Genomic DNA, 23500 nt, shown 5'->3' on the forward strand with positions numbered 1-23500 from the left:
CCTCCGCCGTTATCGCAAATTGGGCTTATACAAGCGGTTTCCATGGCGCAAGGCGTGATCAGCTATGATCCTTGAGCAACCGTTGTTTTTGCCGGGACCAGTCGCGTTTTGCCTGGGTTTCACGCTTGTCATGGGTTTTCTTACCCTTGGCGACGCCGATTTTCAGCTTTGCGATGCCCTTGTGGTTAAAATAAAGCACCAGCGGCACCAGCGTCATGCCCTTGCGCTGGGTCGCGTTCCACAGATTGGACAGCTCTTTGCGCGAGACCAGCAGCTTGCGTCGCCGCCGTTCCTCATGCTTGAAGGATTTTGCCTGCTCATAGGGCGCGATATAAGAATTCACCAGCCACAATTCGCCCTCTTCGACGGCGGCATAGCTTTCGGCGATGTTCGAGCCGCCCGCGCGCAGCGATTTGACCTCGGACCCTTCCAGGATCATGCCGCATTCGATGTCGTCCTCGATCGCATAATCATACCGCGCCCGCCGGTTCTCGGCGATTACCTTGTAATTGGGGTTTGTTTTCTCTTTGGCCATGGGGGGCAGATTTAGGCGCGCTTGTCGCCCGGTGCAAGCGGTGTCGCATCTGGCACCGTTTCGGCCCGCGCAGGTCGCAAATTGGCAAGCGGCGGCGGTTTCGGCCTGAAAGGCTGAGGGCATGACCTGTTTGCACATTCCAAAACGGCTCGATCGCCGCGCCACCGGCAGTGATCTGGTCGCCTGACGCGTGCTTCGGCCGGATGGCCGGTAAACGTGACGGATGACGGCAAGATTTGGAATGACAGATGAAACTTTCCCCAAGGCTGCGGCTGGCAATCGATATCGGTGGCACCTTCACCGACACGGTTCTGGTGTCCGGACATGACAGGATCGTCGGGTCCACCAAGACGCTGACCACCCATAAAAACCCCGCGCTTGGCGCGATGGAGGGCGCGCGGCACGTGCTGGCGCAGGCCGACCACGGTTTGAGTGAGATCGACGGGTTTGTCCACGGCACCACGCTGGCCACCAACGCACTGATCGAAAAGCGCGGCGCGCGGGTCGCCACCGTCACCACCGAGGGGTTTCGGGACATTCTGGAAATCGCTTATGAGCGCCGCTATGCGCAATATGACCTGAGCCTTGAGAAACCCGACTTTCTGGTGCCCCGCGACCGCGCGTTCACGATCCCTGAGCGGATGTCGGTGCAGGGTCAGGTGTTGCGCCCGCTGGACAAGGGTGCCATCGCGCCGCTGCTGGAGCAGATTGTCGCCTGCGGCGCCGAGGCGGTTGCGATCTGTCTGCTGCATTCTTATGCCAACCCCGCTCATGAGCACCGTTTGCGGGACAGTCTGCTTGCGGCCCGGCCCGGTCTGACCGTGTCGATCTCGTCCGAGGTCAGCCCCGAGGCGCGTGAATTCGAACGTCTGAGCACCACCGTGGCCAACGCCTATATCCAGCCTCTGATGGCGTCTTATCTGGAACGGTTACAGTCTCTGCTTCAGGCCGAAGGGCTGGTATGCCCGATACTGATGATGACGGCGGGTGGTGGCATGTGCACGCTGGACACCGCTACGCGCTTTCCGATCCGTCTGGTCGAATCCGGCCCGGCGGGTGGCGCGATACTGGCCGCGCATATCGCGGCGCAGGCCGGGCTGGACCACGTCCTGTCGCTGGATGTCGGGGGCACCACCGCCAAGCTCTGCCTGATTGATACTGCGCAGCCGCAAACCTCGCGCCGCTTCGAGATTGCGCGCGCGGCGCGCTTCATCAAGGGTTCGGGCATGCCGGTGCGCATTCCGGTGATCGAGATGATCGAGATCGGTGCAGGCGGCGGCTCGATCGCCGGTGTCGACCGGTTGGGGCGGCTGACGGTTGGCCCGAAAAGCGCCGGGTCAGAGCCGGGTCCGGCAGCGTTCGGGCTTGGTGGCGTCGCGCCGACGGTCACCGATGCCGATATCGAGCTGGGATTCCTGCGACCCGAGGGGTTTGCCGATGGACGGATACGGATCGACACGCAGGCTGCGCATGTGGCGCTGGGCGAGCAGATCGGCGCGCCGCTCGACCTGTCGGCGGCCGAGGCCGCGGATGGGGTCAGTCGGATCGTTCAGGAAAGCATGGCCTCGGCAGCGCGGATGCATGCGGTGGAATCCGGCAAGGACCTGGGCAGCCGTACGTTGATTGCCTTTGGCGGCAATGGGCCGCTGCATGCCAGCCGGTTGGCGCGATCGGCCGGGGTCGCGCGCATCCTGATCCCGCCCAATCCCGGCGTTGGGTCGGCTGTCGGGTTCCTGTTCGCCCCGGTTTCGTTCGAAATTGTGCGGTCCCGCTACGCGCGTCTGGGCACGTTGCCAGTTGCGCAGATCAACGCGTTGTTCGCTCAGATGCTGGGCGAGGCCGAAGTGGTGGTGGCCCAGGGCGCGGGCGATGCTGAAAGGTTGACACGGCGCAGCGCGTTCATGCGCTACGCCGGACAAGGCCATGAGATCGAGATCGCCTTGCCCGACCGCCCCCTGACGCACTCAGATTTGCCCGCTCTCACTGAGGCGTTTGATGCCGAGTACCGCAACCAGTTCTCCAGACCGGTTCCGGGGATGGAGATCGAGATACTCAACTGGTCGGCCAGGGTATCGACGCACAGCACACCTGTGAGGAAATGTGTCGAAAATCCCAAAGTTAGAGACCATATTGCCACGCAATCGACTCCGATAATCTGCGATGTGGACGGGACGCCAAGGCAAGCTGCTCTGGTCAAGCGCGAGGCGCTGCAGCCCGGCGACCAAATAGAAGGCCCAGCGCTGATCACCGAGCCGCAGACCACCACACTGGTGTCCAGCGATTTCAAGGCACAGGTCGATGCGATGGGCAATCTGGTCCTGACCCGTCACGCCAAAGGAGGTGCCGAATGACAAACGCTCTCTCTCCCGCCCGGTTGCAGGTCATGTGGAACCGCCTGCTGGCCGTTGTCGAAGAACAGGGACAGACCCTGATCCGCGCCGCCTTCAGCCCGATCGTGCGCGAATGCGGCGATATCTCGGCAGGGCTGTTTGACGCGCAGGGCCGGATGCTGGCACAGGCGGTCACCGGAACGCCAGGCCATATCAACACCATGGCAGAGGCGGTGAAGCACCTGATGCGGCGCTTTCCCACGGCGCAGATGCAGCAAGGCGACATCTATATGACCAACGATCCCTGGCTCGCCTCGGGGCATCTGAACGATTTCCTTTTGCTGATGCCCGCCTTCCGGCAAGGCCAAGTGGTGGGCTTCACCGCCTGCACCTCGCATCTGGTTGATCTGGGCGGGTTGGGTATGGGGCCGGAAGGGTCGGATATCTACGACGAGGGCCTGCTCATCCCGCCCTGCAAACTGGTCTCGCAAGGTGCGCTGAACGAAGGGTTGATGGAGATCATCCGCGCCAACAGCCGGGAACCCATCGCCAACGAAGGCGACATCTATGCCCTGATCGCGTGCTGTGAGGCGGGTGCCGGGCGTCTGGTTGAAACGATGGCGGAGTTCGGCCTCGACGATCTTGAGGCGCTGGGCAGCTACATCATCGACACCTCGCGGCGCGGCACGCTGGAAGCCATCGCCGAAGTGCCGAACGGTGTCTATCACAACCTGCTGCGCACAGACGGATACGAGGCCGAGCTGGAGCTGCGCGCGGCTCTGACCGTCTCTAACAAAGGTGTTCATGTGGATTTCACCGGGACTTCGGGATGTTCCAGCAAGGGTATCAATGTCCCGCTCAATTATGCGACGGCCTATTCGGTCTTCGCGCTGCGCTGCATCGTCGGGCCGGATATTCCCAACAACGCGGGGTCGCTGGCGCCGTTTACCGTGGATGGCCCTGCCGGGTGCATCCTGAACGCGCAACGGCCTGCGCCGGTGGCCATGCGTCATACGCTGGGGCAACTGATGCCGGATCTGGTGTTTGGCTGCCTGCATCAGGCGCTGCCCGATCTGGTGCCTGCCGAAGGGGCCTCTTGCATGTTTGATCTGCCGATGCGCCACGCGCCCGAAGTGCTGCGTGGGGGCGGGCGCGGTTTCGCGATAGAGCCGGTGCATAACGGCGGCACCGGCGCACGGCCCTACGCAGATGGCCTGTCGGCCACCGCCTACCCGTCGGGCGTCTTTGGCTCGCAGGTCGAGATCACCGAAGCGGTTGCCCCGGTCACCGTCTGGCGGCGCGAGTTGCGGCCCGATTCGGGCGGCGCGGGCACCTATCGGGGCGGGCTGGGACAGCGGATCGAGATGTCATCAGCCAATGGCGCGCCGTTTCTGGTGTTCCTGTCGGTCGAGCGCCTGAAATATCCGGCCCTCGGGCGGGCCGGGGGTGCGCCGGGCGCACCGGGCCGCATCCGCCTGCGCGGCGCGGTCGAGGACCTGCCCGGCAAGTGCGAATTGCGGGTGGGTCCCAAGGATCACCTGATCTTCGAAACGCCGGGCGGTGGCGGGTTTGGCCCGCCGGAACAGCGCGACCCGGAGGCCATCGCGTGTGATCTCAAGCGCGGGCTGGTCACCAAAGCGGGCGTGATGCGCGACTACAAGGGAGGTAAACCATGATCCGACCGGTTCCTCATGTGGCAGAGATGGCGCCTTATGCGCTGGCTGATCTTGGCGGCGATCTTGTCTCGATGGCGCAGAACGAAAGCGCCTTTCCGCCCAGCCCAAGGGCGCTGGCCGCCGCGCGCGACGAGATGGCGCAAGCGCCACTCTACCCTGATCCCGACTGGAGCGAGCTGCGGCAAGCAATTGCCGAAAGACACATGTTAGACCCGAATATGATCCTGTGTGGTGCAGGATCAATGGAGTTGATCGGCTGTCTCATCCGCGCCTATGCGGGTCCGGGGCGCGCGGTTCTGGGCAGCGCCTATAGCTATGCTTTCGCGGCCACCGCCAGTTTACAGGCGCAGGCGCATTACCGGCAGGTGCCGGAGCCCGATCTGGCCGTATCGGTCGACGCGGCCCTTGACAATGTGACCCCCGATCTGGCGGTGGTTTTTCTGTGCAATCCGGGGAACCCCACCGGCACCATGGTGTCGAATGCCGACATCCTGCGCCTGCGCGCAGACCTTCCCGGTGACGTGCTGCTGGTCGTCGATCAGGCTTATGGCGAGTTTTGTGATGCCGCGCAGGACCCATCCGAGATATTCGCGCTTGCCTTGCGTGGCGATACCGTCGTCTTGCGCACGTTTTCCAAAGCCTATGCGCTGGCTGGGGCGCGGGTTGGCTGGGGCTGTTTCCCACCCGCAATTGCGGGCGAGTTGCGCAAGCTGCTCAATCCCAACAACATCGCCTCCGCCTCGCAAAGGATGGCGGCGGCGGCGATGCGCGATCAGGTCCATATGCGCGCGGTCGTCGCCAGAACCGGTTCGATCCGCGAGGCATTCTCGGAGCGCTGCCGCGCAATGGGTATCGACGTGCTGCCAAGCCACACGAATTTTGTCTTGCTTCGCTTTGACAGCGCAGACCGGGCGGCGCGAGTCGATCAGGCGCTACGGCGTTCGGGCCTGCTGATGCGGGGCATGGCGGGATATGGCCTGCCGAACTGCCTGCGCGCCACGATCTGCGACGCACCCGTGATGGAACGTGCGGCTACGGTCCTGAAGGAGGCGCTGACATGAGGTTTGAAAATCGCGGACTGGCTCGGATCGGCGTGCTGGTGCCCTATACCAACACAAATCTTGAACCCGACCTGATGCGAATGCGAGTGCCCGGCACGACGCTGCATGTACAGCGCATGGGCGGGTATGATGTGGATGAGATACCCGGAGCGGAGCAGATGGCTGGTCTGGGGGCCTCGGACATCAGCCATGATCTGCGGATGATCGCCGGGGTTCGCCCCGATATCGTGCTGTATGGCTGTACCAGTGCGACGCTCACCCATGGGCCGGAATTCGACACTAACTTGGCCAATAACATCTCTGACATGTGTGGCGCCCGGTGCGTCACCGCTGCCGGGGCGCTGGTTGAGGCGCTGCAGGCTCTGGGCGTTCGGCGGGTAGGGTTTTCATCGCCCTATTTAGGTGAGATCAACCGGCAGGCGGTGCATTTTCTGCAAAGCCAAGGGATCGAGACCATGCACTGTGCCGATATCGGCAGAGAGCTTGGCAATTACGGGCAGGGAGAGCTGCGGCCCGATGATATCCACGACCTTGCCTGCCGTGCCGATCACGATCAGGCCGCGGCGATCGTCCTGTCTTGTACCGACATGCGGTCGGTTGAGGTTGTCGACCATGTCGAGGCGACGCTGGGCAAACCGGTCGTTACCTCCAATCAGGCGATGATGTTCTGTTTGATGCGGGCATTGGGCCTGCCCCGACATCCCATGGTGCCGGGGCGCCTGTTCGATTGCTTGTAATAGCCGTGCGACGCGATCAGACGGACCCCTGATATTCGCCCCGTGCCGGGTAGTTGTTGGCGATCGCGAAATCCAGCGCGCCCACAAGCTCCGAGAAATGCGGCCGCACAAATGGCATCGTCTGAACCGAGCCGTAATAGAGGGACTGCTCGGGTGTCACCATGAACAGACCCGGCTCGGAAAACAGCGCTGGTTCCTCTATCCCGATCGACGTCTTGCCGCGCGAGGTCGAGATATAGAGCCCCCATTCCCGCGCCTTTTCCAGCGACAGGTCATAGCCGAATCGCAGCTTGGTCGATTTGATCTTGTCGGCCATCTCGCGGGTGCGCCCTTGACCATCTGAGCTGAGCGCCAGGGTCTTCACGCCCCGTTCTGCGAAATCGTCCACTCGCTTTTCCAGTTCAGTCAGGTAGGTGGCGCAGAGCGGGCAGTGCAAGCCGCGATAGAAACAGATCACCGTTCCTTTTTCCGACCCGTCCGTGGTCAGATCGAATTCGCCATGGTCCAGCGTGGGGACAGACAGGTCGGGGGTTTTCTGGCGCGGCATCAGCATTATGGGTCTCCTGTGTGTGAGGCTTGTCGACAGGGATATCGCAAGTTAGCATCAGGAAAATAGCAAAAACCTGATCCAAACCTCGAAACCTGATCCGAAATCCTGATAATGGACCGTCTTTCTGCCCTTATGTCGCGATTTTCCCTCTCCGTACGTCCCTGCGCGGTGGAGGAGGCCAATTTTGCGGTTGTAGGGGATGTGCAACCCGATTGCCTGATCTATGGCACAAGTGGTCATTTGCACTTGTTAGAGCCTGACAAGCACTCGGTTCTGCTAAGCGCAAGAGTTTGCTGGGGTGGGTCACAGAACCCGCTGCTGGCGGCTCTGCCGCCCGAAATCCGGCAAGACCTGACCAATGATTCAGAGATGCGCACGGTGGTGGATCTGCTGCTTGCCGAACAAGCAGCCGCCCGTTGCGGGTCGGCATCTGTGCTGAACCGGTTGGGCGAGGTGCTGCTGGTTCGGCTGATGCGGCGACAGATCGAGCAGGGTCAGATGCGGGTCGGGTTGCTGGGTGGCCTGGCCGACCCCAGGCTCAGCCGCGCCATCGTGGCCATGCACCACCGGCCCGGGCAGGACTGGCGTGTGGATCTGCTGGCGCAGGAGGCGGGTCTGTCGGTCAGCCGTTTTGCCGAGCTTTTCCGCAAGGCGGTGGGCGTGACGCCGCTGGCCTATCTGCGCAAATGGCGTTTGACCCTTGCGCGGCAGGACATCGAAAGGGGTGACCGGGTGCAGCGTGTGGCGAACCGGTATTGTTACGGCTCGCCCGAGGCATTGAGTCGCGCGGTCTCGCAGGAATACGGACAGACCCCGACCCAGATCAGAAAAGCCGCCGCCGAGGATCGGGCCATCCCGGCCCTCTGAGTGGATGACACTCCGGTTGTGACGCGGTAGCTATGCGGTGCCGTATCGGCTCATCATCATGTCGACGGTGTTGTCCACGACGCGGGACATTTGCGTCTGGCTGAGGATATCACCACCCAGGATCACCGGCCAGAAGGCTTTGGATTTGAGCAACGCGATGAACTGCTCGGCGGCCTCTTCGGGCTCTTCCACGCTGAGCTGGCCGTCGCGGGCCGCATCGCGCAGCATCTCGGTAAAGACACGTTTCGAATCGATCTTGCCCTGTACCGTCGTGGCCAGTTGCGGATTGCGCAGGTTCTCGCTGACGACCAGCTTGGCAATGGCCATCACCTCGGGCGAGGTCAGCAGGCGCCCCTCGGCCCAGGCGAGGTCGGTCAGTTGCGCGCGGATATCGCGGCTCGGGTCATAGGCCATGCTCAGCGCATCGGCGAATTTCTCATAGAGGATTCGCACGATCGACTGGTACAGCTTTTCCTTGCTTTCGAAATACTTGTAGACCGTCCGCTTGGACACTTCGGCGCGTGCGGTGATGCGATCCATGCTGGCAGCGGCAAAGCCCTTTTCCTGGAACTCGGCCACGGCGGCATCGATGATCTGCGCTTGCTTGGACGCATTTGTGGTGTCGCAGGTGGTCATGGCGTCCTCCTATAAAGCCTGGACTCCGGGCCGGTCAAATCTATGTGTAAACTATCGAGTTTACACTCTCAAATGACAGAAGTAAGGTAAACTCACCAGTTTACCCCGTTGCGGGCAACACGCGTGAACAGGAGACCCCCCATGGCAATGACGTTGAAACTGAACGGCACGACGCGAGATGTCGACGCTGAACCGGGCACCCCTCTGCTGTGGGTGATCCGCGATGAACTGAAGCTGACCGGCACCAAATTCGGTTGTGGCGTCGCCTCTTGCGGGGCCTGCACAGTGCATCTGGATGGTGAGCCGGTCCGGTCCTGCCAGACCTATGTCGAGGATGTAGAAGGCGCCGAGATCACCACGATCGAGGGGTTGAACAGCGATATCTCTGCCGCCGTGCAGCAGGCCTGGACCGAGCTTGATGTGGTGCAATGCGGCTATTGCCAGTCGGGGCAGATCATGTCGGCGGTTGGCTTGCTGAGCGAGACCGCCAAGCCCACCCTCGAAGAGATTGACCTCTATATGGATGGCAATGCCTGCCGCTGCGCCACCTATCAACGCATCCGCGCCGCGATTCAGCGCGCTTCCCAGATCATGGAGGCCTGATATGACCCTGAACACATCACGCCGAGGGTTCCTCAAAAGCGCCGCCGCCACCGCCGCAGTGCTATATGTGGGCGCGCGCCCCGATGGGGCAATAGCCGCCGCTAACGCCGAGGGGGCGATGCTGAACCCCTTCGTCAAGATCAGCTCCGACGGCACGGTCACGGCCATCGTGAAGCATTTCGAAAAGGGCCAGGGGCCCGCAACCGGCCTGACCACCCTGATCGCCGAAGAGTTGGGCATTCCGATCGAGGATGTCGCGTATGAGTTCGCGCCGTCCGATGCCGGAGCCTACAACAACCTGTTCCTTGGCCCATTCCAGGGCACAGGCGGGTCCACGGCCATGGCGAACTCGTTCATGCAATACCGCCGGGCTGGCGCCGCCGCGCGCGACATGCTGTTGCAGGCCGCCGCAAATGCGTGGGGCGTCGACGCATCGACCCTGTCGCTGGACGACGGCGTCATAAAAGGACCCGGGTACGAAGCGCCTTTGGCTGATTTTGTCGCGGCAGCGGCGCAGATCGCACCACCGGCAGAGCCGCGTCTGAAAGACCCGTCCGAATTCAAGCTGATCGGCAATGAAGCTGTCCGGCGCAAGGATACGCCGCCCAAGATCAATGGGACCGCGACCTATGCGATGGATCTGCATCTGGACAACCAGATGATTGCCGTGATCGCCCGTAGCCCGCGCATGGGCGGGCTGGTTGCCGGTTTCGACGAGAGCGACGCCAAAGGGATCAAGGACTTCATCCGCGCGGCGGAACTGCCCAACAAGGCTGGCGTCGTGGTGTTTGCCGAAAACACCTGGGCGGCGCTGCAGGCGCGCGCGGCGCTGGCGGTCGACTGGGATTTCTCGGCGGCCGAGACGCGCTCCTCGGGCGAGATTCGCGATCAATTGCTCGCGGCAGTGAATGCTGATCCGGAGTACAATGTCACCGACACCGATCAGGCTGCGATCGGGGCCGCGATTGACAAGGCCGCGACCGTTCTGGATGAAACCTTCTATTTTCCGCTGTTGGCCCATGCCCCGATGGAGCCGCTGACCTGCACCATCGAAGCCACGGCAGATGGTGGCGTGATATTGCATGATGGCTGCCAGTTCCCGACCGGGCCGCATATGGCCCTGTCTCAGATCCTGCAATTGCCGATGGAGAAGGTGCAGATCAACACCCTGTTTGCTGGCGGCTCATTCGGGCGGCGCGCGACGCCAACGGCGGATTATCAGGTCGAGGCGGCGCTGGCCTTTGCCGTCACCGACCGTACCCGCCCGGTCAAACTGGTCTGGACGCGCGAGGATGACATCACCGGCGGCTATTACCGCCCGGCCTTTGCCCATCGGGTGCGCGTGGGGTTGGACGGGTCCGGCAATATCATCGCCTGGGATCACCGGATCGCTGGTCAGTCGGTCATGAAAGGCACCGCGTTCGAGGATTTCTCGGTTCATCACGGCATCGACCACAGCTCGGTCGAGGGGACCTCTGACACGCTCTACACCATCCCCGGCCACTTCGTCGGGCTGACCGATGTGGCCAAGGCGACGTCGGTGCTGTGGTGGCGTTCGGTCGGGCATACCCATACGGCGTATGTGATGGAAAGCATGATCGACATGGCCGCAAAAGCCGCCGGTCACGATCCGGTCGAATTCCGTCTGGATCTGCTGGCGGGTGGCGACACGGATCAGGCGCGGATTGCCGGGGTCCTGCAACTGGCCGCTGAAAAGGGCGGCTGGGGCAAGGCGGCAGACGGGCGGACACAGGGCATCGCGGTGCACAAGTCCTTCGGCAGCTATGTCGCGGAACTGGTCGAGGTGTCGGGCAATGCCCAGGACGGCGTGCAGATCGAAAAGGTCACCTGCGCGGTGGATTGCGGCATCGCGGTGAACCCGGACGTGATCAAGGCCCAGATGGAAGGCGGGATCGGCTATGGTCTGGGCCACGCCATGCGCAATGAGATCACCCTCACCGAAGGCGCGGTCGACCAGTCCAACTTCCCGGATTACGAGCCGCTGCGGATCGGTGATATCGGGGCCATCGAGGTGCATATCGTCCCCTCGACCGAACCGCCCACCGGCGTGGGCGAGCCGGGCACGCCGCCTTCGGCCCCGGCGCTGGCCAACGCGATTGCCGCGACCGGGCATCGGGTCACGTCTTTGCCGATGGTGAATAACGGCGTCAGTTTTTCCTGAGCGCAACGGCGCCGCCGGATCCTCCGGCGGTGCCGCTACCCCAGCAGCGGATGGCGTGAGAGCAGGCGGAACCTGCCATCCTCGCCCTCGCCCATCAAGCACAGATCAGAGATCGGGTAGGGGTGTGGAATGCAGCCCTCGAAATAGCGGGCCAGCAGGATTTGCAGCGGGTTCCGTTCTTCTGGCCGAAGCGGCCCGGTCAAAGTCATGTGAAACTGGAATGCGCCCATCACGAACGGGTATCCCCACTGATCCAGCAGCGCGCGGTGTTGCGGGCTCAGCCGGTCGGGATTGCGCCGCGCGCGTTCCTCGGCGCTCAAAGGCGTGCGCCAGGTATTTGTTGCTTCGATGATCTGCGCCGCCAGATCGGTGAGCGGCCCTGTCTCACCAACCGGGCGCAAGGCCAGAAACGGACCCAGCGCAGCTACGGACAGGCCGTTCAGTGTCACCGGCCGCAAGCTGCGGGCCAAGTCGTCCGCCATGTCCTGAAGCCTGTCGAGGGTCAGACCCTGCGCCGGGCGGAAGGGCGGGCGCAGCGTGCCGTGAAAGCCGTATTTGCGCGGTCGTGCCGTCAGCTTGCGATTCGGTGCAGGCAAACCGTCCAACCCGGGAAATTCCGGTGCAAGGCCCGAAACCGGGTCCCAGCCGAGCCATTGGGCGGCCTTTTCGGCAAGGATTCCGTCTGGTGGCGTGTGAAATACTGCGTATCTGCGATGATTGTTCATTTCCGCCCTGATGCTGCCGATTGTGTTGATCGGTTAAGCAATTGTATTTTATGAAAAACTTGTCTGAGAGATGCAAGAAATATCCCGAGTTACGGGAATCCCCGTATTTTCGACTCGGCCCCAAACAGGTTAACACTGTTGTCAGAGGTATCATAAGTGATGCGCCCCCAGCTCACACCTCCCCAAACAGGGACTGATCAATTACCGGTCAGTCCCTGTTGCTTTTCCAGAAGGCTGTTTCAAATACGCCGCGCCACATCGTCTTGCGGCTTTCGGGCTCAGAATTCGGTCGACGCGATCACCACATCGGTATCCCAATCGACGCAGGCCGCGCGCAGCTCGGCAGAAATTGGCCTGTCGGTGACAAAGCAGTCCAGATCGCCCAGCGTGGTGATCCGCGCCGGAGCGTTGCGCTGCAGCTTGGTGTGATCGGCGACTAGGATCACCTGCCGCGACTGGCGGATGATGCTGCGGCTGACGCCGACCTCGCGGATGTCGAAATCAAGCAGGTCGCCATCCTTGTCCAGCGCCGAGCAGCCGATGACCGCGTAGTCGAATTTGAACTGCTGAATGACATCGGTGGTGATGGCGCCGACCAGCCCGCCATCGGCGCGGCGCAACGTGCCGCCGGTGACATTGACCTGGCAGGCAGGGTTGGCGGCCAGGATGTTGGCCACGTTCATGTTGTTGGTCACGACCAGAATGTTCTCGTGACCCAGCAGTTGCGCCGCGACCGCCTCGGTCGTGGTGCCGATATTGAGGAAGATCGAGCAATCATTGGGCAGAAGCGCGGCACAGGCGCGGGCAATGTCGATCTTGCCGGCATGGTTCAGCCCGCGCCGTTCTTCATAACCGATATTGCTGGTGCCCGAGGGCAGCACCGCCCCGCCATGCACCCGGTCCAGCTTGCCCGCCTCGGCCAGCTCCGTCAGGTCGCGTCTTATGGTTTGCAGCGTGACCCCGAAATGCTGCGCCAGCCCGTCAACCGTGACCCTGCCGTCGCGGCGGGCGATTTCGATGATCTCGGGATGGCGGAATGTCTGGGCCACGTCATTCTCCTGTTGCACCAATCCGCCCCAACGATTGCGCGTCTGCAAGCGGCGTGCCACCGCGTGCTATCATAGCAGCATCGGGAGGAAAGCAAAAAAGAGCCAAAACGAAAGTCACGATCTTCCTTTATGTTCGGTTTTTTGAGATAGAGCAGCAACAGGAATGGATTCGACCCAGGAGGCGTTGATGCCGACAGACGGTGATACAGGCGTTTGCGATCTTTTCATCATTGGTGGCGGCATCAATGGTTGCGGGATCGCGCGTGATGCGGCCGGGCGCGGCTATTCGGTGACGCTGGCCGAAATGAACGATCTGGCTTCGGCGACCTCGTCGGCCTCGACCAAGCTGTTCCATGGTGGTTTGCGCTATCTGGAATTTTTCGAGTTTCGCCTTGTGCGCGAGGCGCTGATCGAACGTGAGACGCTGCTCAGGGCGATGCCGCATATCTCGTGGCCGATGCGCTTTGTTCTGCCCTATCACAAGGATATGCGGTTCGAGAGCGAGACGCCGACATCGAAATTGCTGAACCTCTTCATGCCCTGGATGAAGGGCCGCCGACCCGCCTGGCTGATCCGGCTGGGCCTGTTCCTTTACGACAATCTGGGGGGGCGCAAAATCCTGCCCGGCACGTCGTTGCTGCGGCTGCGTGAAAGCGCCGAAGGCAAACCGCTCAACCCCAAGTTCGAAAAGGCCTATGAGTATTCTGACTGTTGGGTCGAGGATGCCCGCCTTGTGGCGTTGAATGCCCGCGATGCCGAGGCCCGCGGGGCCAAGATCATGACCCGCACCAAGGTGTTGAGCGCCAAGCGCGCGGATGATCTGTGGCATGTGGCGATCGAAACCGCCGATGGCGACACCCGCACCATACATGCCCGCATGCTGATCAACGCTGGCGGGCCATGGGTCGGCGACATCATTCATACCAAGATCCATGTCGACAGCCGCGCAGATGTGCGCCTCGTGCGGGGCAGCCATATCGTGACAAAGCGACTCTATGATCACGACAAATGCTATTTCTTTCAGGGCACAGACGGCCGGATCATCTTTGCGATCCCTTATGAAACCGACTTCACCCTGATTGGTACCACCGATGCCGAACACCACGATCCCGATGACAAGCCGCGCTGCACGCCCGAGGAACAGGCCTATCTGCTGAACTTCGCCAACCAGTATTTTCATGCGCAGCTCTGCGATGCCGATGTGGTGTGGACCTATTCCGGGGTGCGCCCGCTTTATGATGATGGGGCCAGTTCGGCGACCGCCGCGACGCGGGACTACAAACTCAAGGTTGAGGCTTCCGGCGGCGCGCCGGTTCTGGACGTCTTTGGTGGCAAGATCACGACCTATCGGCGGCTCGCGGAATCGGCGCTGGAGAAGGTCGCAAAACATCTGCCAAACCAGAAAGGCCCTTGGACGGCGGGCGTGCCCCTGCCGGGCGGGGATTTCCCGGTGGACGGGTTTGATCGGTTGGTCAGCGATCTTGAGCGGGACTATCCGTTCCTCAGCGCCTTCCACGCGCGTCGCCTTGTCAGAGCCTATGGCACCGAAGCCGCCACACTGCTCGGTGATGCCAAGGGCCTTGACGATCTGGGTCAGGATTTCGGCGCCACCCTGACCGAGCGTGAGGTGGTCTGGATGATGACCCACGAATACGCGCGCCGGGCCGAGGATGTGGTCTGGCGGCGCACAAAGCTGGGTTTGCGGATGAGCGATGCGCAGGTTGAACAGCTTGACGCATGGATGCAGCGCCGCCAGAACGATGAGGTGCCCGGCAACGCCGCATGACGCGGCGGCGCTTCGGCGATGACCAGACAGGAGCCGGACGCCGCAATGATCGCCAGCCTGATGATGTACCGGCGTCCCGAGCTTGACGATGCGATTGCCCGGTATTGGGGTCTGATCCGCGCCAATCTTGCCCTATCGGGCGTCGCTGCCCCGAAGGTACTGTCGCAGGAGGTCGAGGAATTCGCAGTCTGGAACGATCCGGATCTGGTGCTGAGCCAGACCTGCGGGATGCCCTATCGTCTCTGGCTGCATGATAAGGTTGAACTGGTCGGAACGCCGGATTTCGGCGTTAAAGATTGCCCGCCCGGGTATTACCGATCTGTGCTGGTGGTGCGGGCGGACGACACCCGGTCGAATCTCGAGGCATTTGAGGGTGCCAGATTTGCCTATAATGAGGTCTTTTCACAGTCGGGTTACGCCGCGCCTTATGCGCATGTAATGGCGCGGGGCTTTTGGTTCGAACACAGGCTGCGCACCCATGGTCATCTGAATTCGGCGCGCTCTGTTGCAGAGGGCAAAACCGATATCGCGGCGCTGGATGCGGTGAGCTGGCGGTTGATCCGAGCCTACGAGCCATTTGCCAAACAATTGCGCGTGCTGGATTTGACCGAGCCGACACCGGGCCTGCCGCTGATTGCGGCAAAAGGGCAACCTGCCGAACTGATATTTGGTGCGGTTGCAACCGCCATAGCCCAGTTGAGCGAAACCGACCGACAGCTACTGGGGCTGAAGGGGATCACCCGCATCCCGCGCGCGGCCTATCTCTCTATCCCGAACCCGCCTGACCCGGACAGCGACTGAGCACCCTTACAGCGGCTCACAGAGCAGCGGCAGCAGATCGGAAATGCGGCTTTCTGCCTGTGTTAGGCTCAAAACACGATCGCGGATCGCCGCCGCGCGAGGCTCGCCAAGGCAGGGCGCGGCAAAGCCCATGAATTTCCCGGTGATCTCCGCTTCGGACATCGGCACCTCCACCCCGCCGCGCGCATGGGTGTCACCCGAATGCAGAACCCGGCCATCGCGTGTCTCAACCTCGGCATCGGCGGTGCGATGGGTGGGGAATCGGGCATTGTGCGTGGCCGTCTCGACCACTTCAATCTTAGGCAGGATGGCGGCCACCACCGGGTCACTCAGGCCCGGCCCTGATATCTGCGCGACGCCGATTGTCCCATGCACCATCTGGCTGGCGACAGCGAAGCGCAACGAATACTGCGCCTGCGAGGTTGTCTCGGGCATGTCGGGGAACAGGCAGGCGGCCTCGTGAAAGCTGCTGATCTGAACCCGGGTGATCTGGTCATGGGTCAGATCATGGGTCTGCATGATGTGGCCGACGGCGTCGATGGCGGCATGCGCCCAGCGGCAGATCGGGTAGGGCTTTATATATTGCTGTTCCATCTGCCAGACGTGGCCAAGATCGCCCCAATGTCGTGCGGCACTCTCGGCCTCGACCGTGATCGCGGGGGCACCGGTGAACCCACGCTCGGCGAGGATGGCGGCAGAGATACCGACCATCGCGCCCCAGCCGGACCCATCATGCAGCATGGTCGGATTGGCGATCTCGCGCATCATTTGCGAGCGGGGGCCGTGATATTCGGCGATTCCCAGGCCTTGACGCAACTGATCCGGGGAATGCCCGCGCAACCGCGCGGCAACGGCTGCAACCCCAAGGCCATTCCAGGCACCCGAGGTGTGATAGTCGCTGACCGAGGCATGCAGCGCCAGACCCGCCCGCCCGGCAATCTCGTACCCAACGGTGATCGCCGCCAGCGCCTCTGGCCCGCTGAGATCGGGCAAGTGTTGCGCTAATGCGGACAGCGCGGGGATGACGGCGACGCCGATATGTCCTTTGACCGGGTTGAACCCGTCATGGGCGTCCAGATTGTCGGTCTGTGTCGCTGCTGCGTAAGCCGCACCCGCCAGGCTGACATTGCGACCGTCAAACATCATCCGGGCGGCATGGCCGGGATCGTTGCTGGCATAGAGCAGGTCGGCAGCGTCACGCGCGAACACGCCCGCCTCCATCGGGGTCGAGGCCGCGACGACGCCGAGCGTATCCAATGTCATCAGTGCGGCTGCGTGCAGGGTGCTGTCGGGGATGTCCGAAGGGGACAGATGCAGGGCAAAGGCTGCGATCCTGTCGAAACGGTCGGTCATGGTGTTCCTCCCCGTGGTCAGCTACGCAGACGGGCTCCTTCGGGATCGAAGGGCGGCGATGTCAGCCGTCTGGCCCGATGCGGTTTGCCGAGAATGAAAATCTCGACCGCCTCACCCGGTCCAGCCAGCGCCGGATCGGCAAATCCGATCGCGAGGGACTGGCCAACGGAATAGCCATAAGCGCCTGAGGTCACCCGACCAACCGGGCGCCCGTCGGGCAAAAAGATCGGCTCACCACCGCTGGCATCGGCCTCGTGGGCTGCCTCGACCGCAAAGACCGACAGCACCTCGCGCGGCGCGTTGTCCTTGACCCGCAGATAGGCCTCTTTGTTGAGGAAATCCTTGTCGAGCTTGATCAGACGTTCCAGCCCGACCTCCTGTGGCCAATATTCGGGGCTGTATTCCCGACCCCAGGAGCCATAGCCCTTTTCGATGCGCAAGGACCCCAGCGCACGACCGCCGGCCGGCCCGCCGCCAAGGTCACGTGCGGCCTGTAAAAGCGCGGTATAGAGCCTGATTTGATCACCCTCGTCGCAATGCAGCTCCCATCCCAGATCGCCGGTAAAGCTGACGCGGATGGCGAGGCAGGTGACGCCCGCCACCTCGATCGTCGCCGAGCGCATGAAGCGGAAGGCGTCGTTGGACAGGTCGGCATTGGTCAGCCGTTGCAACATCTCGCGCGCCTTGGGTCCTGCGACGTTGAACCCGGCGATGCGATTGGTCGCGCGGTCAAGCGTGGTGCCCTCGGGGCGGCCCACCATGTCGAAATAGCGCTGGTGATAGCGTTCGGCCATGCCCGAGCCGACCATCATATAGGTGTCGTCGGCGGTTTTGGTGATCGTGAAATCCCCGGCGATCCCGCCGCGGATGCCGATGAGCGGGGTGAGGCAGGATCGACCGATCTCGGACGGCACGCGATTGGCCACAAGCCGGTCCAGCCAGTCCTGAGCGCCTGCGCCTTTGACGACATAATTGGCGAAGTTCGAGATATCGATGACACCCACCGCCTCGCGCAGCATCCTGACCTCGCGCCCCACCGGCTCCCACCAGTTCTGGCGGGTGTAGCTGTTGGTGTCGATGGTCCCCGGCTGATCCGCGAACCAAAGCGGATGTTCCCAGCCGGAATTGAGGCCAAAGACAGCGCCCATTTCCTTTTGCATCGCATAAGCGGGCCGCATCCGTGCGGGGCGCCCGGCCTCGCGCTCTTCGTTGGGGAAGTGGATGGCGAACCGATGCGTATATTGGTCCTGCACGCGGGCCTTGGTAAAGGCCTTGTCCGCCCAGTCGTCGAAGCGGGCAAGATCCCAGGCGAACATGTCATATTGCGGCTCGCCCTCGATCATCCATTGCGCCGCCAGCAGGCCCAGACCCCCGGACTGCGAGAAGCCGGGAATGATGCCACCGCAAACGAAATAGTTCCTGAGTTCCGGCACCGGACCCCAGAGTGCGTTGGCATCCGGCGACCAGATCATGGGGCCATTGATGACGCGTTTGACCCCGGCGGTGGCGGCGACCGGCACCCGCTCGGTCGCGCGCATCACGTTGTCCATGATCCGATCCAGATCATCGGGGAACAGATCATGGGCGAAATCCAGCGGTGTACCCTCTTCAGCCCAGAACCGCATGTCTTTTTCGTAGGCTCCGATCAGCAGCCCATTGCCTTCCTGCCGGAAGTAATATTCGCCATCGCGATCCGCGATCGAAGGCAGGCGGCGGCCCAGGGCGGCGACCTCGTCAATCGCGTCGGTGACGAAATACTGATGCTCGGTCGGTTGCAGTGGCAGGGTCAGCCCCGCCATCGCCGCGACCTCACGCCCCCAGAGCCCGGCGGCGTTCACCATCCATTGGGTATGAATATCGCCCTTTGCGGTGCGCACGATCCAGGACCCGTCAGGCTGTGGATCAGTGCCTAATACGGGGCAAAACCGTTCAATTGTGGCGCCCATCTTGCGCGCACCGGCGGCATAGGCGTGGGTGACGCCCGAGGGATCGACATTGCCGCCATCGGGCTCATACATGATGCAGCGGATGTCATCGAACTGCGCCAAAGGGTGCAATTCCATCGCCTGTTCGCGGCTGAGCTCATGGAAGTTCAGGCCATAGAACCGCGCCTTGGCCTCTTGCAGGCGCAGTTGATGCTCGCGCGCCTCGGTCTGCGCCAGATACAGCGAGCCCGGCTGGAACACGCCGCAGCCCTGACCGGTTTCCTGCTCCAGCTCTTTGTAGAGGTTCATGGTGTAGTGCTGGATGCGGGTGACGTTGTTGTTGTCATGCAGCCCGTGAATGCCCGCCGCCGCGTGCCATGTGGACCCTGACGTCAGCTCATCGCGTTCCAGCAGGACGACATCGGTCCAGCCCAGTTTTGCCAAGTGATAAAGGATCGAGCAGCCGATCAGCCCGCCTCCGATCACGACGGCCTGTGCGTGGGTTTTCATCACTTGCGCGCTCCCTGCTGCTCGTGCTGGGGCTCAGAAAGCCACAGGAATCGTCAGCCGTATGGCCCGTTCCCGACATGATGCGTCGGGACCGGACCCTGTCAGCCACAGATTCCATTCATTGCGGCAAGGAACTGCGCCACTTCATGTTCACTATTGTAGTGACACATCGAGACGCGCACGCAGGCCTCCTGACCCAGCGGGGTCAGGATGTTGCCGGAGTAATGATCAGCCTTGCGCAGATGGGTGCGGATGCCTTGTTCGTTGAGCTTTTTGACCACATCAACCGACGCCACACCGTCCACCCAGAGCGAGACCAACCCTTCGCGTGCGGGGTTGTCGACGCCGCCGATGATATGCACGCCGTCGATATCCTTCAGGCCCGGCAGGTTGCCGGTGCCGTGGATCATTGCATCGGTCAGGGCCTTTTCCTGGGTGTGAATCGCCTCACCTGCCGCGACAAACCGCGCCCGACGGCCGGTTGCGTCCGTAACCTGCGTACCAAGCCATTCGAAATAATCCGCCAGATCCGACAGCGTCGCGTAAGAACCGGTGTCGCGCGTGCCCATCTCCCAATTGTCCTCCGGCCCGTCGATCAGAGCGTTGTGGGGCAGGTGGGTCAGCCGGTCCGAGATCCAGGCCAGACCGTAGCCGTGGCGCGAGAACACCTTGTAGGGCGAGATCACATAGCCGTCGATGTCATAGCTGTCGATGTCGATCCGGCCATGGGCGGCATGCTGGATGCCGTCGACAATGATGACCGCCTCGGGGGCAACCGCCCGGATCGCCGCCGAGACCGCCGCCACATCCACTCCGATCCCGGTCACGGGGGACGTGTGGATGATGGTCGCAACCTGTGTGTCACGGGTCACCGCCCGCGCGTAAGCCTCGGCAGTGATGGTGCCGGTCGCGTCGTCATGCGGGATCAGGACGTGGCGTTGCCCGGCGATCCCGGCCCAACGCGCGCAGGCGCTTCTTGTGGCCGGATGTTCCAGTGTAGAGCCCAATACCACGCCCTCACCGGTCCCGAGGCAGGCATTCATGATCAGCCGGAACAACAGCTCGGTGCCGCTTTCACCGACAAAGAACTGCCCACCGGTGGCGTTCATGAAGACCCGCATATCCTCCTTGGCTTGGGTGATGACCCGCACCAGTTCATGACTGCCGGGATTGTCGCGGCCCTGATTGTCGGGGATCGCCGCATAGCGGGTGGACGTGTCGACCACGGAGTTGAGGGTCAGCGCCCCGCCGGCGTTTTCAAAGAACACGCGCGGGCCTTGTTGCGGGCAATGGTCGATCTGCGCAAACCGTGCGCGGATTTCGGTCAGAAGCTCGGGGCGGATCGATGGCATGCGGGTGAACCTTATTGGGTGCTGTCGAAAGGAACAGACCCCAGCTTGCGGTGATTTTCCAGCCCTGCCGCGACCAGAAACTGTCACCCCAGCGACCTCACCTTGAAAGTGTTCACATTTTGTTCTATATACCTTTTGTTAAGGAACAAGGATGTCTCTCATGGTCAACACCGCCCGTGACGCCTGGTTCAATGAGCCGGGAAACGATTATCACCTGCTGCCGGTGACGGATCGGCAGATGCAATTCGCCACAGCGATTGCCACCCGTGCCGCGCTGGAGATTCCGCCCGAGGCGCGACGCGACAGGCGCCGGATGTCAGAGTGGATCTCTGCACATAAGGGGCAGGGCGCATCGCCCTTTGATGCCTATCCCAGTGGCAAACAGGTGTCCTATGCCGAACGTCTGTCGCGCCAGAAACGCCGCCCGATCCCGCATGAGTGTTTCCGCGACAAGGCGCTGATGTCAGCCTGGATCGACCGCAACCGCTAGGGTTCAGCCTTGGTCGTCGCGCTGATGCGTCCGGGTATAAGACGCGATGGTCGCCGCCACAAAAAGGCCCAGCAGCACATATCCGGCAATCGCCTCGGTCACCGCCACGGCCCGGCACAGTCCAACGGGTTGCAGATCGCCATATCCGACGGTGGTGAAGGTCACGTAAGAGAAATACAGCACATCCGAGGGATTCTCGGCACCGAGCACGCAGAAATCGTCATAGCCAAACGCGCCATAGACGGCGGCGAACAGGAACGGCACCACCTGGATAAAGGAAATCCCCATGATGATCAGCTGTCGGCGCGGGCTTTCCACAAGGATCACGTGCAGCCAAATCTGAACCAGCAGCCAGACCGCCAGCCCGATGGTGGCGATATTGCCAAAAGCGTTACCCGCCTGCCGTTCGTCGAGATGGGACAGGAAGAAAAAGGCGGCGCTGCTGACGCAGACCATGGCCGCGGCCCCCAGCAAGGTTCGCCGGAATTCTTTTGCCAATATGATCTTTGCAGACATCGCTGACCCGTTCTGTGGATTTCCCGAATGAAATCATCACGCTTCGGGGCGTGCTGCGCAAGCCCCGACCGAACTGGCTTTATGCCTGCCCCAGATGTTCCTCGCCGCGTGCCCGGGCCAGCGCGATCTGTTTCTGACGCTCGCGGAACCGGGTCTTGTCCGCCTCGCTGGTCTCGTCGATGCACTGGTGGCAGGATACACCCGCCTCGTATGCGGGCCGCGAACGGTCCTCGGGCAGGATCGGACGGCGGCAGCCATGGCACAGCTCATGCGGACCCTCGACCAGCCCATGCCCGACCGAGACGCGGTTGTCGAAGACAAAGCACTCGCCGTCCCAACTGCTCTGCTCTTGCGGGACCTCCTCCAGATAGCGCAGGATGCCGCCCTTGAGGTGGAACACGTCCTCGACGCCCTGGCCAAGCAGGTAATTGGTCGATTTCTCGCAGCGGATGCCACCGGTGCAGAACATCGCGACCCGCTTGTTGTGGAACCGGTCCTTGTTGGCGGCCCACCAATCGGGGAATTCGCGGAAACTGTCCGTCTTAGGGTCGATGGCGCCTTCGAAGGTGCCGATGGCGACCTCGTAATCGTTGCGGGTGTCGATCACCACAACATCGTCGGACCGGATCAGATCGTTCCAATCCCCGGGTTCCACATAATGCCCGACGCGCGCCTTTGGATCGACATCGGGCTGGCCCATTGTGACGATCTCTTTCTTCAGGCGCACCTTCATCTTGCCAAAAGGCGGATGGTCGCTGGTCGCCTCTTTCCATTCCAGATCCGAACAGCCCGGCAACGCGCGGATATGGGCCAGCACCGCATTGATCCCCGCGCGCGGCCCGGCAATGGTGCCATTGATGCCTTCGCCCGCCAGCAGCAGCGTTCCCTTCACGCCCTGCGAACGGCACAGGTCCAGAAGCGCGGGTTTCAGGGCGGCGGGGTCGACAAAGCGGGAAAAGTGGTAAAGGGCAGCGATCGTGTACATGCGGGCGGTCCAGGTTGGTTCGGTGCCGGGCGGGCAGGATAGGGTCTGCGTCGGGTGGCAGGCGATCCGGCGGCTTTGATTTAGTCCCGTCGGGCCTCCTCTGCAAGACGCCGATTGACGCGGGGCAGTGCGATGCCTAGGCATTCAGAAAACGGAGGATGCCATGTCTGACGCGCTGTTGGTCATCGATGTTCAGAACGATTTCTGCCCCGGCGGCGCGCTGGCCGTACCCGGCGGAGATGAGGTCGTGCCCATCATCAACCAGATGATGGAGAGGTTCGGAACCGTCCTGCTGACGCAGGACTGGCACCCGGCGGGCCATTCCTCTTTCGCCAGTACACGGGCGGGGGCCGCGCCGTATGATCTGGTCGAGATGCCCTATGGCCCTCAGGTTCTGTGGCCGGATCACTGCGTTCAGGGTTCACCAGGTGCCGCGTTTCATGCCGAACTTCGCAGCGACGCCGATTTGATCCTGCGCAAGGGGTTTCGGCCCGCGATCGACAGCTACAGCGCCTTTTTCGAGAATGACAGGGCTACACCGACCGGACTGGACGGGTATCTGCGGACGCGCGGTATTACCGATCTGACGCTTGTTGGCCTCGCCACAGATTTCTGTGTGCATTACTCGGCGGTCGATGCGGCCAGACTGGGCTATGCCGTTTCCGTGCGGATGGAGGCCTGCCGCGCCATCGATCTGGATGGGTCGCTGGCCACCGCGACCGCAGCGATGATAAACGCGGGTGTCCGCCTGTTCTGACATCCGGGGTTGCGAAATCTTAACCTTTGCCGGGCTATCCCTTACCGGGATGAAACAATTGCCCAAGGCAGGGT

At 62.3% G+C, this 23500-nt stretch carries 21 protein-coding genes; 11 read left to right on the forward strand and 10 right to left on the reverse strand.

Annotated features, from left to right (window positions below; translation table 11 throughout):
* Nucleotides 1–58 precede the first annotated feature (58 nt).
* Nucleotides 59–535, reverse strand: a complete 477-nt coding sequence (gene smpB / locus M3P21_RS02375) for an SsrA-binding protein SmpB (RefSeq protein WP_249706492.1) — start codon at nucleotides 533–535, stop codon at nucleotides 59–61.
* Nucleotides 536–783: 248 nt separating this feature from the next.
* Between smpB and M3P21_RS02380 the strand changes: the two genes are divergently transcribed.
* Genes M3P21_RS02380 through M3P21_RS02395 form a run of 4 tightly spaced genes read left to right on the forward strand, consistent with a single transcriptional unit; the run spans nucleotide 784 to nucleotide 6339 of the window.
* On the forward strand, nucleotides 784–2886 hold the full coding sequence (locus M3P21_RS02380) for a hydantoinase/oxoprolinase family protein (protein ID WP_249706493.1): 2103 nt from the start codon (nucleotides 784–786) through the stop codon (nucleotides 2884–2886).
* Complete coding sequence (locus M3P21_RS02385) at nucleotides 2883–4541, forward strand: hydantoinase B/oxoprolinase family protein (RefSeq protein WP_249706495.1); 1659 nt, start codon at nucleotides 2883–2885, stop codon at nucleotides 4539–4541. The genes M3P21_RS02380 and M3P21_RS02385 overlap by 4 nt, the downstream gene beginning before the upstream one ends.
* Nucleotides 4538–5602 (forward strand): pyridoxal phosphate-dependent aminotransferase, encoded by a 1065-nt coding sequence (locus M3P21_RS02390; protein WP_249706496.1) that lies wholly within the window; start codon nucleotides 4538–4540, stop codon nucleotides 5600–5602. Before M3P21_RS02385 ends, M3P21_RS02390 begins: the two co-directional genes overlap by 4 nt.
* A complete protein-coding gene (locus tag M3P21_RS02395) occupies nucleotides 5599–6339 on the forward strand; it encodes a maleate cis-trans isomerase family protein (protein ID WP_249706498.1) in 741 nt (246 codons plus the stop codon). Before M3P21_RS02390 ends, M3P21_RS02395 begins: the two co-directional genes overlap by 4 nt.
* 16 nt (nucleotides 6340–6355) lie before the next feature.
* Here M3P21_RS02395 and M3P21_RS02400 read toward each other — a convergent pair whose 3' ends face one another.
* Complete coding sequence (locus tag M3P21_RS02400; protein WP_249706500.1) at nucleotides 6356–6892, reverse strand: peroxiredoxin-like family protein; 537 nt, start codon at nucleotides 6890–6892, stop codon at nucleotides 6356–6358.
* Nucleotides 6893–7000: 108 nt separating this feature from the next.
* On the opposite strand from M3P21_RS02400, the gene M3P21_RS02405 reads away from it, so the two are divergent.
* Nucleotides 7001–7756 (forward strand): helix-turn-helix domain-containing protein, encoded by a 756-nt coding sequence (locus M3P21_RS02405; protein ID WP_249706502.1) that lies wholly within the window; start codon nucleotides 7001–7003, stop codon nucleotides 7754–7756.
* 30 nt (nucleotides 7757–7786) lie between these two features.
* Here the strand turns inward: M3P21_RS02405 and M3P21_RS02410 are convergent, their stop codons facing one another.
* Entirely contained in the window at nucleotides 7787–8392 is a 606-nt protein-coding gene (locus tag M3P21_RS02410) for a TetR/AcrR family transcriptional regulator (RefSeq protein WP_249706505.1), read from the reverse strand.
* Nucleotides 8393–8533: 141 nt separating this feature from the next.
* Between M3P21_RS02410 and M3P21_RS02415 the strand changes: the two genes are divergently transcribed.
* Nucleotides 8534–8995 carry a (2Fe-2S)-binding protein gene (locus M3P21_RS02415; protein ID WP_249706507.1) on the forward strand — a complete coding sequence of 154 codons (462 nt, stop codon included), beginning with the start codon at nucleotides 8534–8536 and terminating at the stop codon, nucleotides 8993–8995.
* A gap of 1 nt (nucleotide 8996) precedes the next feature.
* Complete coding sequence (locus tag M3P21_RS02420; RefSeq protein WP_249706508.1) at nucleotides 8997–11177, forward strand: xanthine dehydrogenase family protein molybdopterin-binding subunit; 2181 nt, start codon at nucleotides 8997–8999, stop codon at nucleotides 11175–11177.
* A gap of 35 nt (nucleotides 11178–11212) precedes the next feature.
* Here the strand turns inward: M3P21_RS02420 and M3P21_RS02425 are convergent, their stop codons facing one another.
* Both M3P21_RS02425 and M3P21_RS02430 read right to left on the reverse strand, forming a co-directional pair.
* Nucleotides 11213–11902: a DUF1045 domain-containing protein gene (locus M3P21_RS02425; protein WP_249706510.1), complete on the reverse strand. Its 690-nt coding sequence runs from the start codon at nucleotides 11900–11902 to the stop codon at nucleotides 11213–11215.
* Between the two features lie 278 nt (nucleotides 11903–12180).
* A complete protein-coding gene (locus M3P21_RS02430; RefSeq protein ID WP_249706512.1) occupies nucleotides 12181–12951 on the reverse strand; it encodes a DeoR/GlpR family DNA-binding transcription regulator in 771 nt (256 codons plus the stop codon).
* 187 nt (nucleotides 12952–13138) lie between these two features.
* Here M3P21_RS02430 and glpD point away from each other — a divergent pair, with 187 nt between their 5' ends.
* Nucleotides 13139–14737 carry a glycerol-3-phosphate dehydrogenase gene (gene glpD / locus M3P21_RS02435; protein ID WP_249706515.1) on the forward strand — a complete coding sequence of 533 codons (1599 nt, stop codon included), beginning with the start codon at nucleotides 13139–13141 and terminating at the stop codon, nucleotides 14735–14737.
* An 18-nt stretch (nucleotides 14738–14755) separates the two neighbouring features.
* The gene (locus M3P21_RS02440; protein WP_249706517.1) at nucleotides 14756–15538 is read left to right on the forward strand and encodes a phosphate/phosphite/phosphonate ABC transporter substrate-binding protein; all 783 of its coding nucleotides are present in this window, start codon (nucleotides 14756–14758) and stop codon (nucleotides 15536–15538) included.
* 6 nt (nucleotides 15539–15544) lie between these two features.
* On the opposite strand, the gene M3P21_RS02445 is transcribed toward M3P21_RS02440, so the two are convergent.
* From M3P21_RS02445 to M3P21_RS02455, 3 genes are all read right to left on the reverse strand, one after another.
* Nucleotides 15545–16891 (reverse strand): MmgE/PrpD family protein, encoded by a 1347-nt coding sequence (locus tag M3P21_RS02445; RefSeq protein WP_249706518.1) that lies wholly within the window; start codon nucleotides 16889–16891, stop codon nucleotides 15545–15547.
* Nucleotides 16892–16908: 17 nt separating this feature from the next.
* Nucleotides 16909–19326, reverse strand: a complete 2418-nt coding sequence (locus M3P21_RS02450) for a GcvT family protein (protein WP_249706520.1) — start codon at nucleotides 19324–19326, stop codon at nucleotides 16909–16911.
* A gap of 101 nt (nucleotides 19327–19427) precedes the next feature.
* Entirely contained in the window at nucleotides 19428–20678 is a 1251-nt protein-coding gene (locus tag M3P21_RS02455; protein WP_249706522.1) for an aminotransferase class V-fold PLP-dependent enzyme, read from the reverse strand.
* 160 nt (nucleotides 20679–20838) lie between these two features.
* On the opposite strand from M3P21_RS02455, the gene M3P21_RS02460 reads away from it, so the two are divergent.
* Entirely contained in the window at nucleotides 20839–21168 is a 330-nt protein-coding gene (locus M3P21_RS02460; RefSeq protein WP_249706524.1) for a hypothetical protein, read from the forward strand.
* 3 nt (nucleotides 21169–21171) lie between these two features.
* Here the strand turns inward: M3P21_RS02460 and M3P21_RS02465 are convergent, their stop codons facing one another.
* Both M3P21_RS02465 and trhO read right to left on the reverse strand, forming a co-directional pair.
* A complete protein-coding gene (locus tag M3P21_RS02465) occupies nucleotides 21172–21684 on the reverse strand; it encodes a potassium channel family protein (protein WP_249706526.1) in 513 nt (170 codons plus the stop codon).
* Between the two features lie 79 nt (nucleotides 21685–21763).
* Nucleotides 21764–22669, reverse strand: a complete 906-nt coding sequence (gene trhO / locus M3P21_RS02470) for an oxygen-dependent tRNA uridine(34) hydroxylase TrhO (RefSeq protein WP_249706528.1) — start codon at nucleotides 22667–22669, stop codon at nucleotides 21764–21766.
* Nucleotides 22670–22832: 163 nt separating this feature from the next.
* Between trhO and pncA the strand changes: the two genes are divergently transcribed.
* Entirely contained in the window at nucleotides 22833–23426 is a 594-nt protein-coding gene (pncA, locus tag M3P21_RS02475; protein ID WP_249706530.1) for a bifunctional nicotinamidase/pyrazinamidase, read from the forward strand.
* Nucleotides 23427–23500: the final 74 nt, after the last annotated feature.

The organism is Ruegeria spongiae, from assembly GCF_023502395.1.
Lineage (GTDB): Bacteria > Pseudomonadota > Alphaproteobacteria > Rhodobacterales > Rhodobacteraceae > Ruegeria_C > Ruegeria_C spongiae.

What these genes read in the sequence shown, in the direction of transcription:
- smpB (WP_249706492.1), bottom strand. Translation starts at nt 535, where the DNA reads ATGGCCAAAGAGAAAACAAACCCCAATTACAAGGTAATCGCCGAGAAC.
- M3P21_RS02380 (WP_249706493.1), top strand. Translation starts at nt 784, where the DNA reads ATGAAACTTTCCCCAAGGCTGCGGCTGGCAATCGATATCGGTGGCACC.
- M3P21_RS02385 (WP_249706495.1), top strand. Translation starts at nt 2,883, where the DNA reads ATGACAAACGCTCTCTCTCCCGCCCGGTTGCAGGTCATGTGGAACCGC.
- M3P21_RS02390 (WP_249706496.1), top strand. Translation starts at nt 4,538, where the DNA reads ATGATCCGACCGGTTCCTCATGTGGCAGAGATGGCGCCTTATGCGCTG.
- M3P21_RS02395 (WP_249706498.1), top strand. Translation starts at nt 5,599, where the DNA reads ATGAGGTTTGAAAATCGCGGACTGGCTCGGATCGGCGTGCTGGTGCCC.
- M3P21_RS02400 (WP_249706500.1), bottom strand. Translation starts at nt 6,892, where the DNA reads ATGCTGATGCCGCGCCAGAAAACCCCCGACCTGTCTGTCCCCACGCTG.
- M3P21_RS02405 (WP_249706502.1), top strand. Translation starts at nt 7,001, where the DNA reads ATGGACCGTCTTTCTGCCCTTATGTCGCGATTTTCCCTCTCCGTACGT.
- M3P21_RS02410 (WP_249706505.1), bottom strand. Translation starts at nt 8,392, where the DNA reads ATGACCACCTGCGACACCACAAATGCGTCCAAGCAAGCGCAGATCATC.
- M3P21_RS02415 (WP_249706507.1), top strand. Translation starts at nt 8,534, where the DNA reads ATGGCAATGACGTTGAAACTGAACGGCACGACGCGAGATGTCGACGCT.
- M3P21_RS02420 (WP_249706508.1), top strand. Translation starts at nt 8,997, where the DNA reads ATGACCCTGAACACATCACGCCGAGGGTTCCTCAAAAGCGCCGCCGCC.
- M3P21_RS02425 (WP_249706510.1), bottom strand. Translation starts at nt 11,902, where the DNA reads ATGAACAATCATCGCAGATACGCAGTATTTCACACGCCACCAGACGGA.
- glpD (WP_249706515.1), top strand. Translation starts at nt 13,139, where the DNA reads ATGCCGACAGACGGTGATACAGGCGTTTGCGATCTTTTCATCATTGGT.
- M3P21_RS02440 (WP_249706517.1), top strand. Translation starts at nt 14,756, where the DNA reads ATGACCAGACAGGAGCCGGACGCCGCAATGATCGCCAGCCTGATGATG.
- M3P21_RS02445 (WP_249706518.1), bottom strand. Translation starts at nt 16,891, where the DNA reads ATGACCGACCGTTTCGACAGGATCGCAGCCTTTGCCCTGCATCTGTCC.
- M3P21_RS02450 (WP_249706520.1), bottom strand. Translation starts at nt 19,326, where the DNA reads ATGAAAACCCACGCACAGGCCGTCGTGATCGGAGGCGGGCTGATCGGC.
- M3P21_RS02455 (WP_249706522.1), bottom strand. Translation starts at nt 20,678, where the DNA reads ATGCCATCGATCCGCCCCGAGCTTCTGACCGAAATCCGCGCACGGTTT.
- M3P21_RS02460 (WP_249706524.1), top strand. Translation starts at nt 20,839, where the DNA reads ATGGTCAACACCGCCCGTGACGCCTGGTTCAATGAGCCGGGAAACGAT.
- M3P21_RS02465 (WP_249706526.1), bottom strand. Translation starts at nt 21,684, where the DNA reads ATGTCTGCAAAGATCATATTGGCAAAAGAATTCCGGCGAACCTTGCTG.
- trhO (WP_249706528.1), bottom strand. Translation starts at nt 22,669, where the DNA reads ATGTACACGATCGCTGCCCTTTACCACTTTTCCCGCTTTGTCGACCCC.
- pncA (WP_249706530.1), top strand. Translation starts at nt 22,833, where the DNA reads ATGTCTGACGCGCTGTTGGTCATCGATGTTCAGAACGATTTCTGCCCC.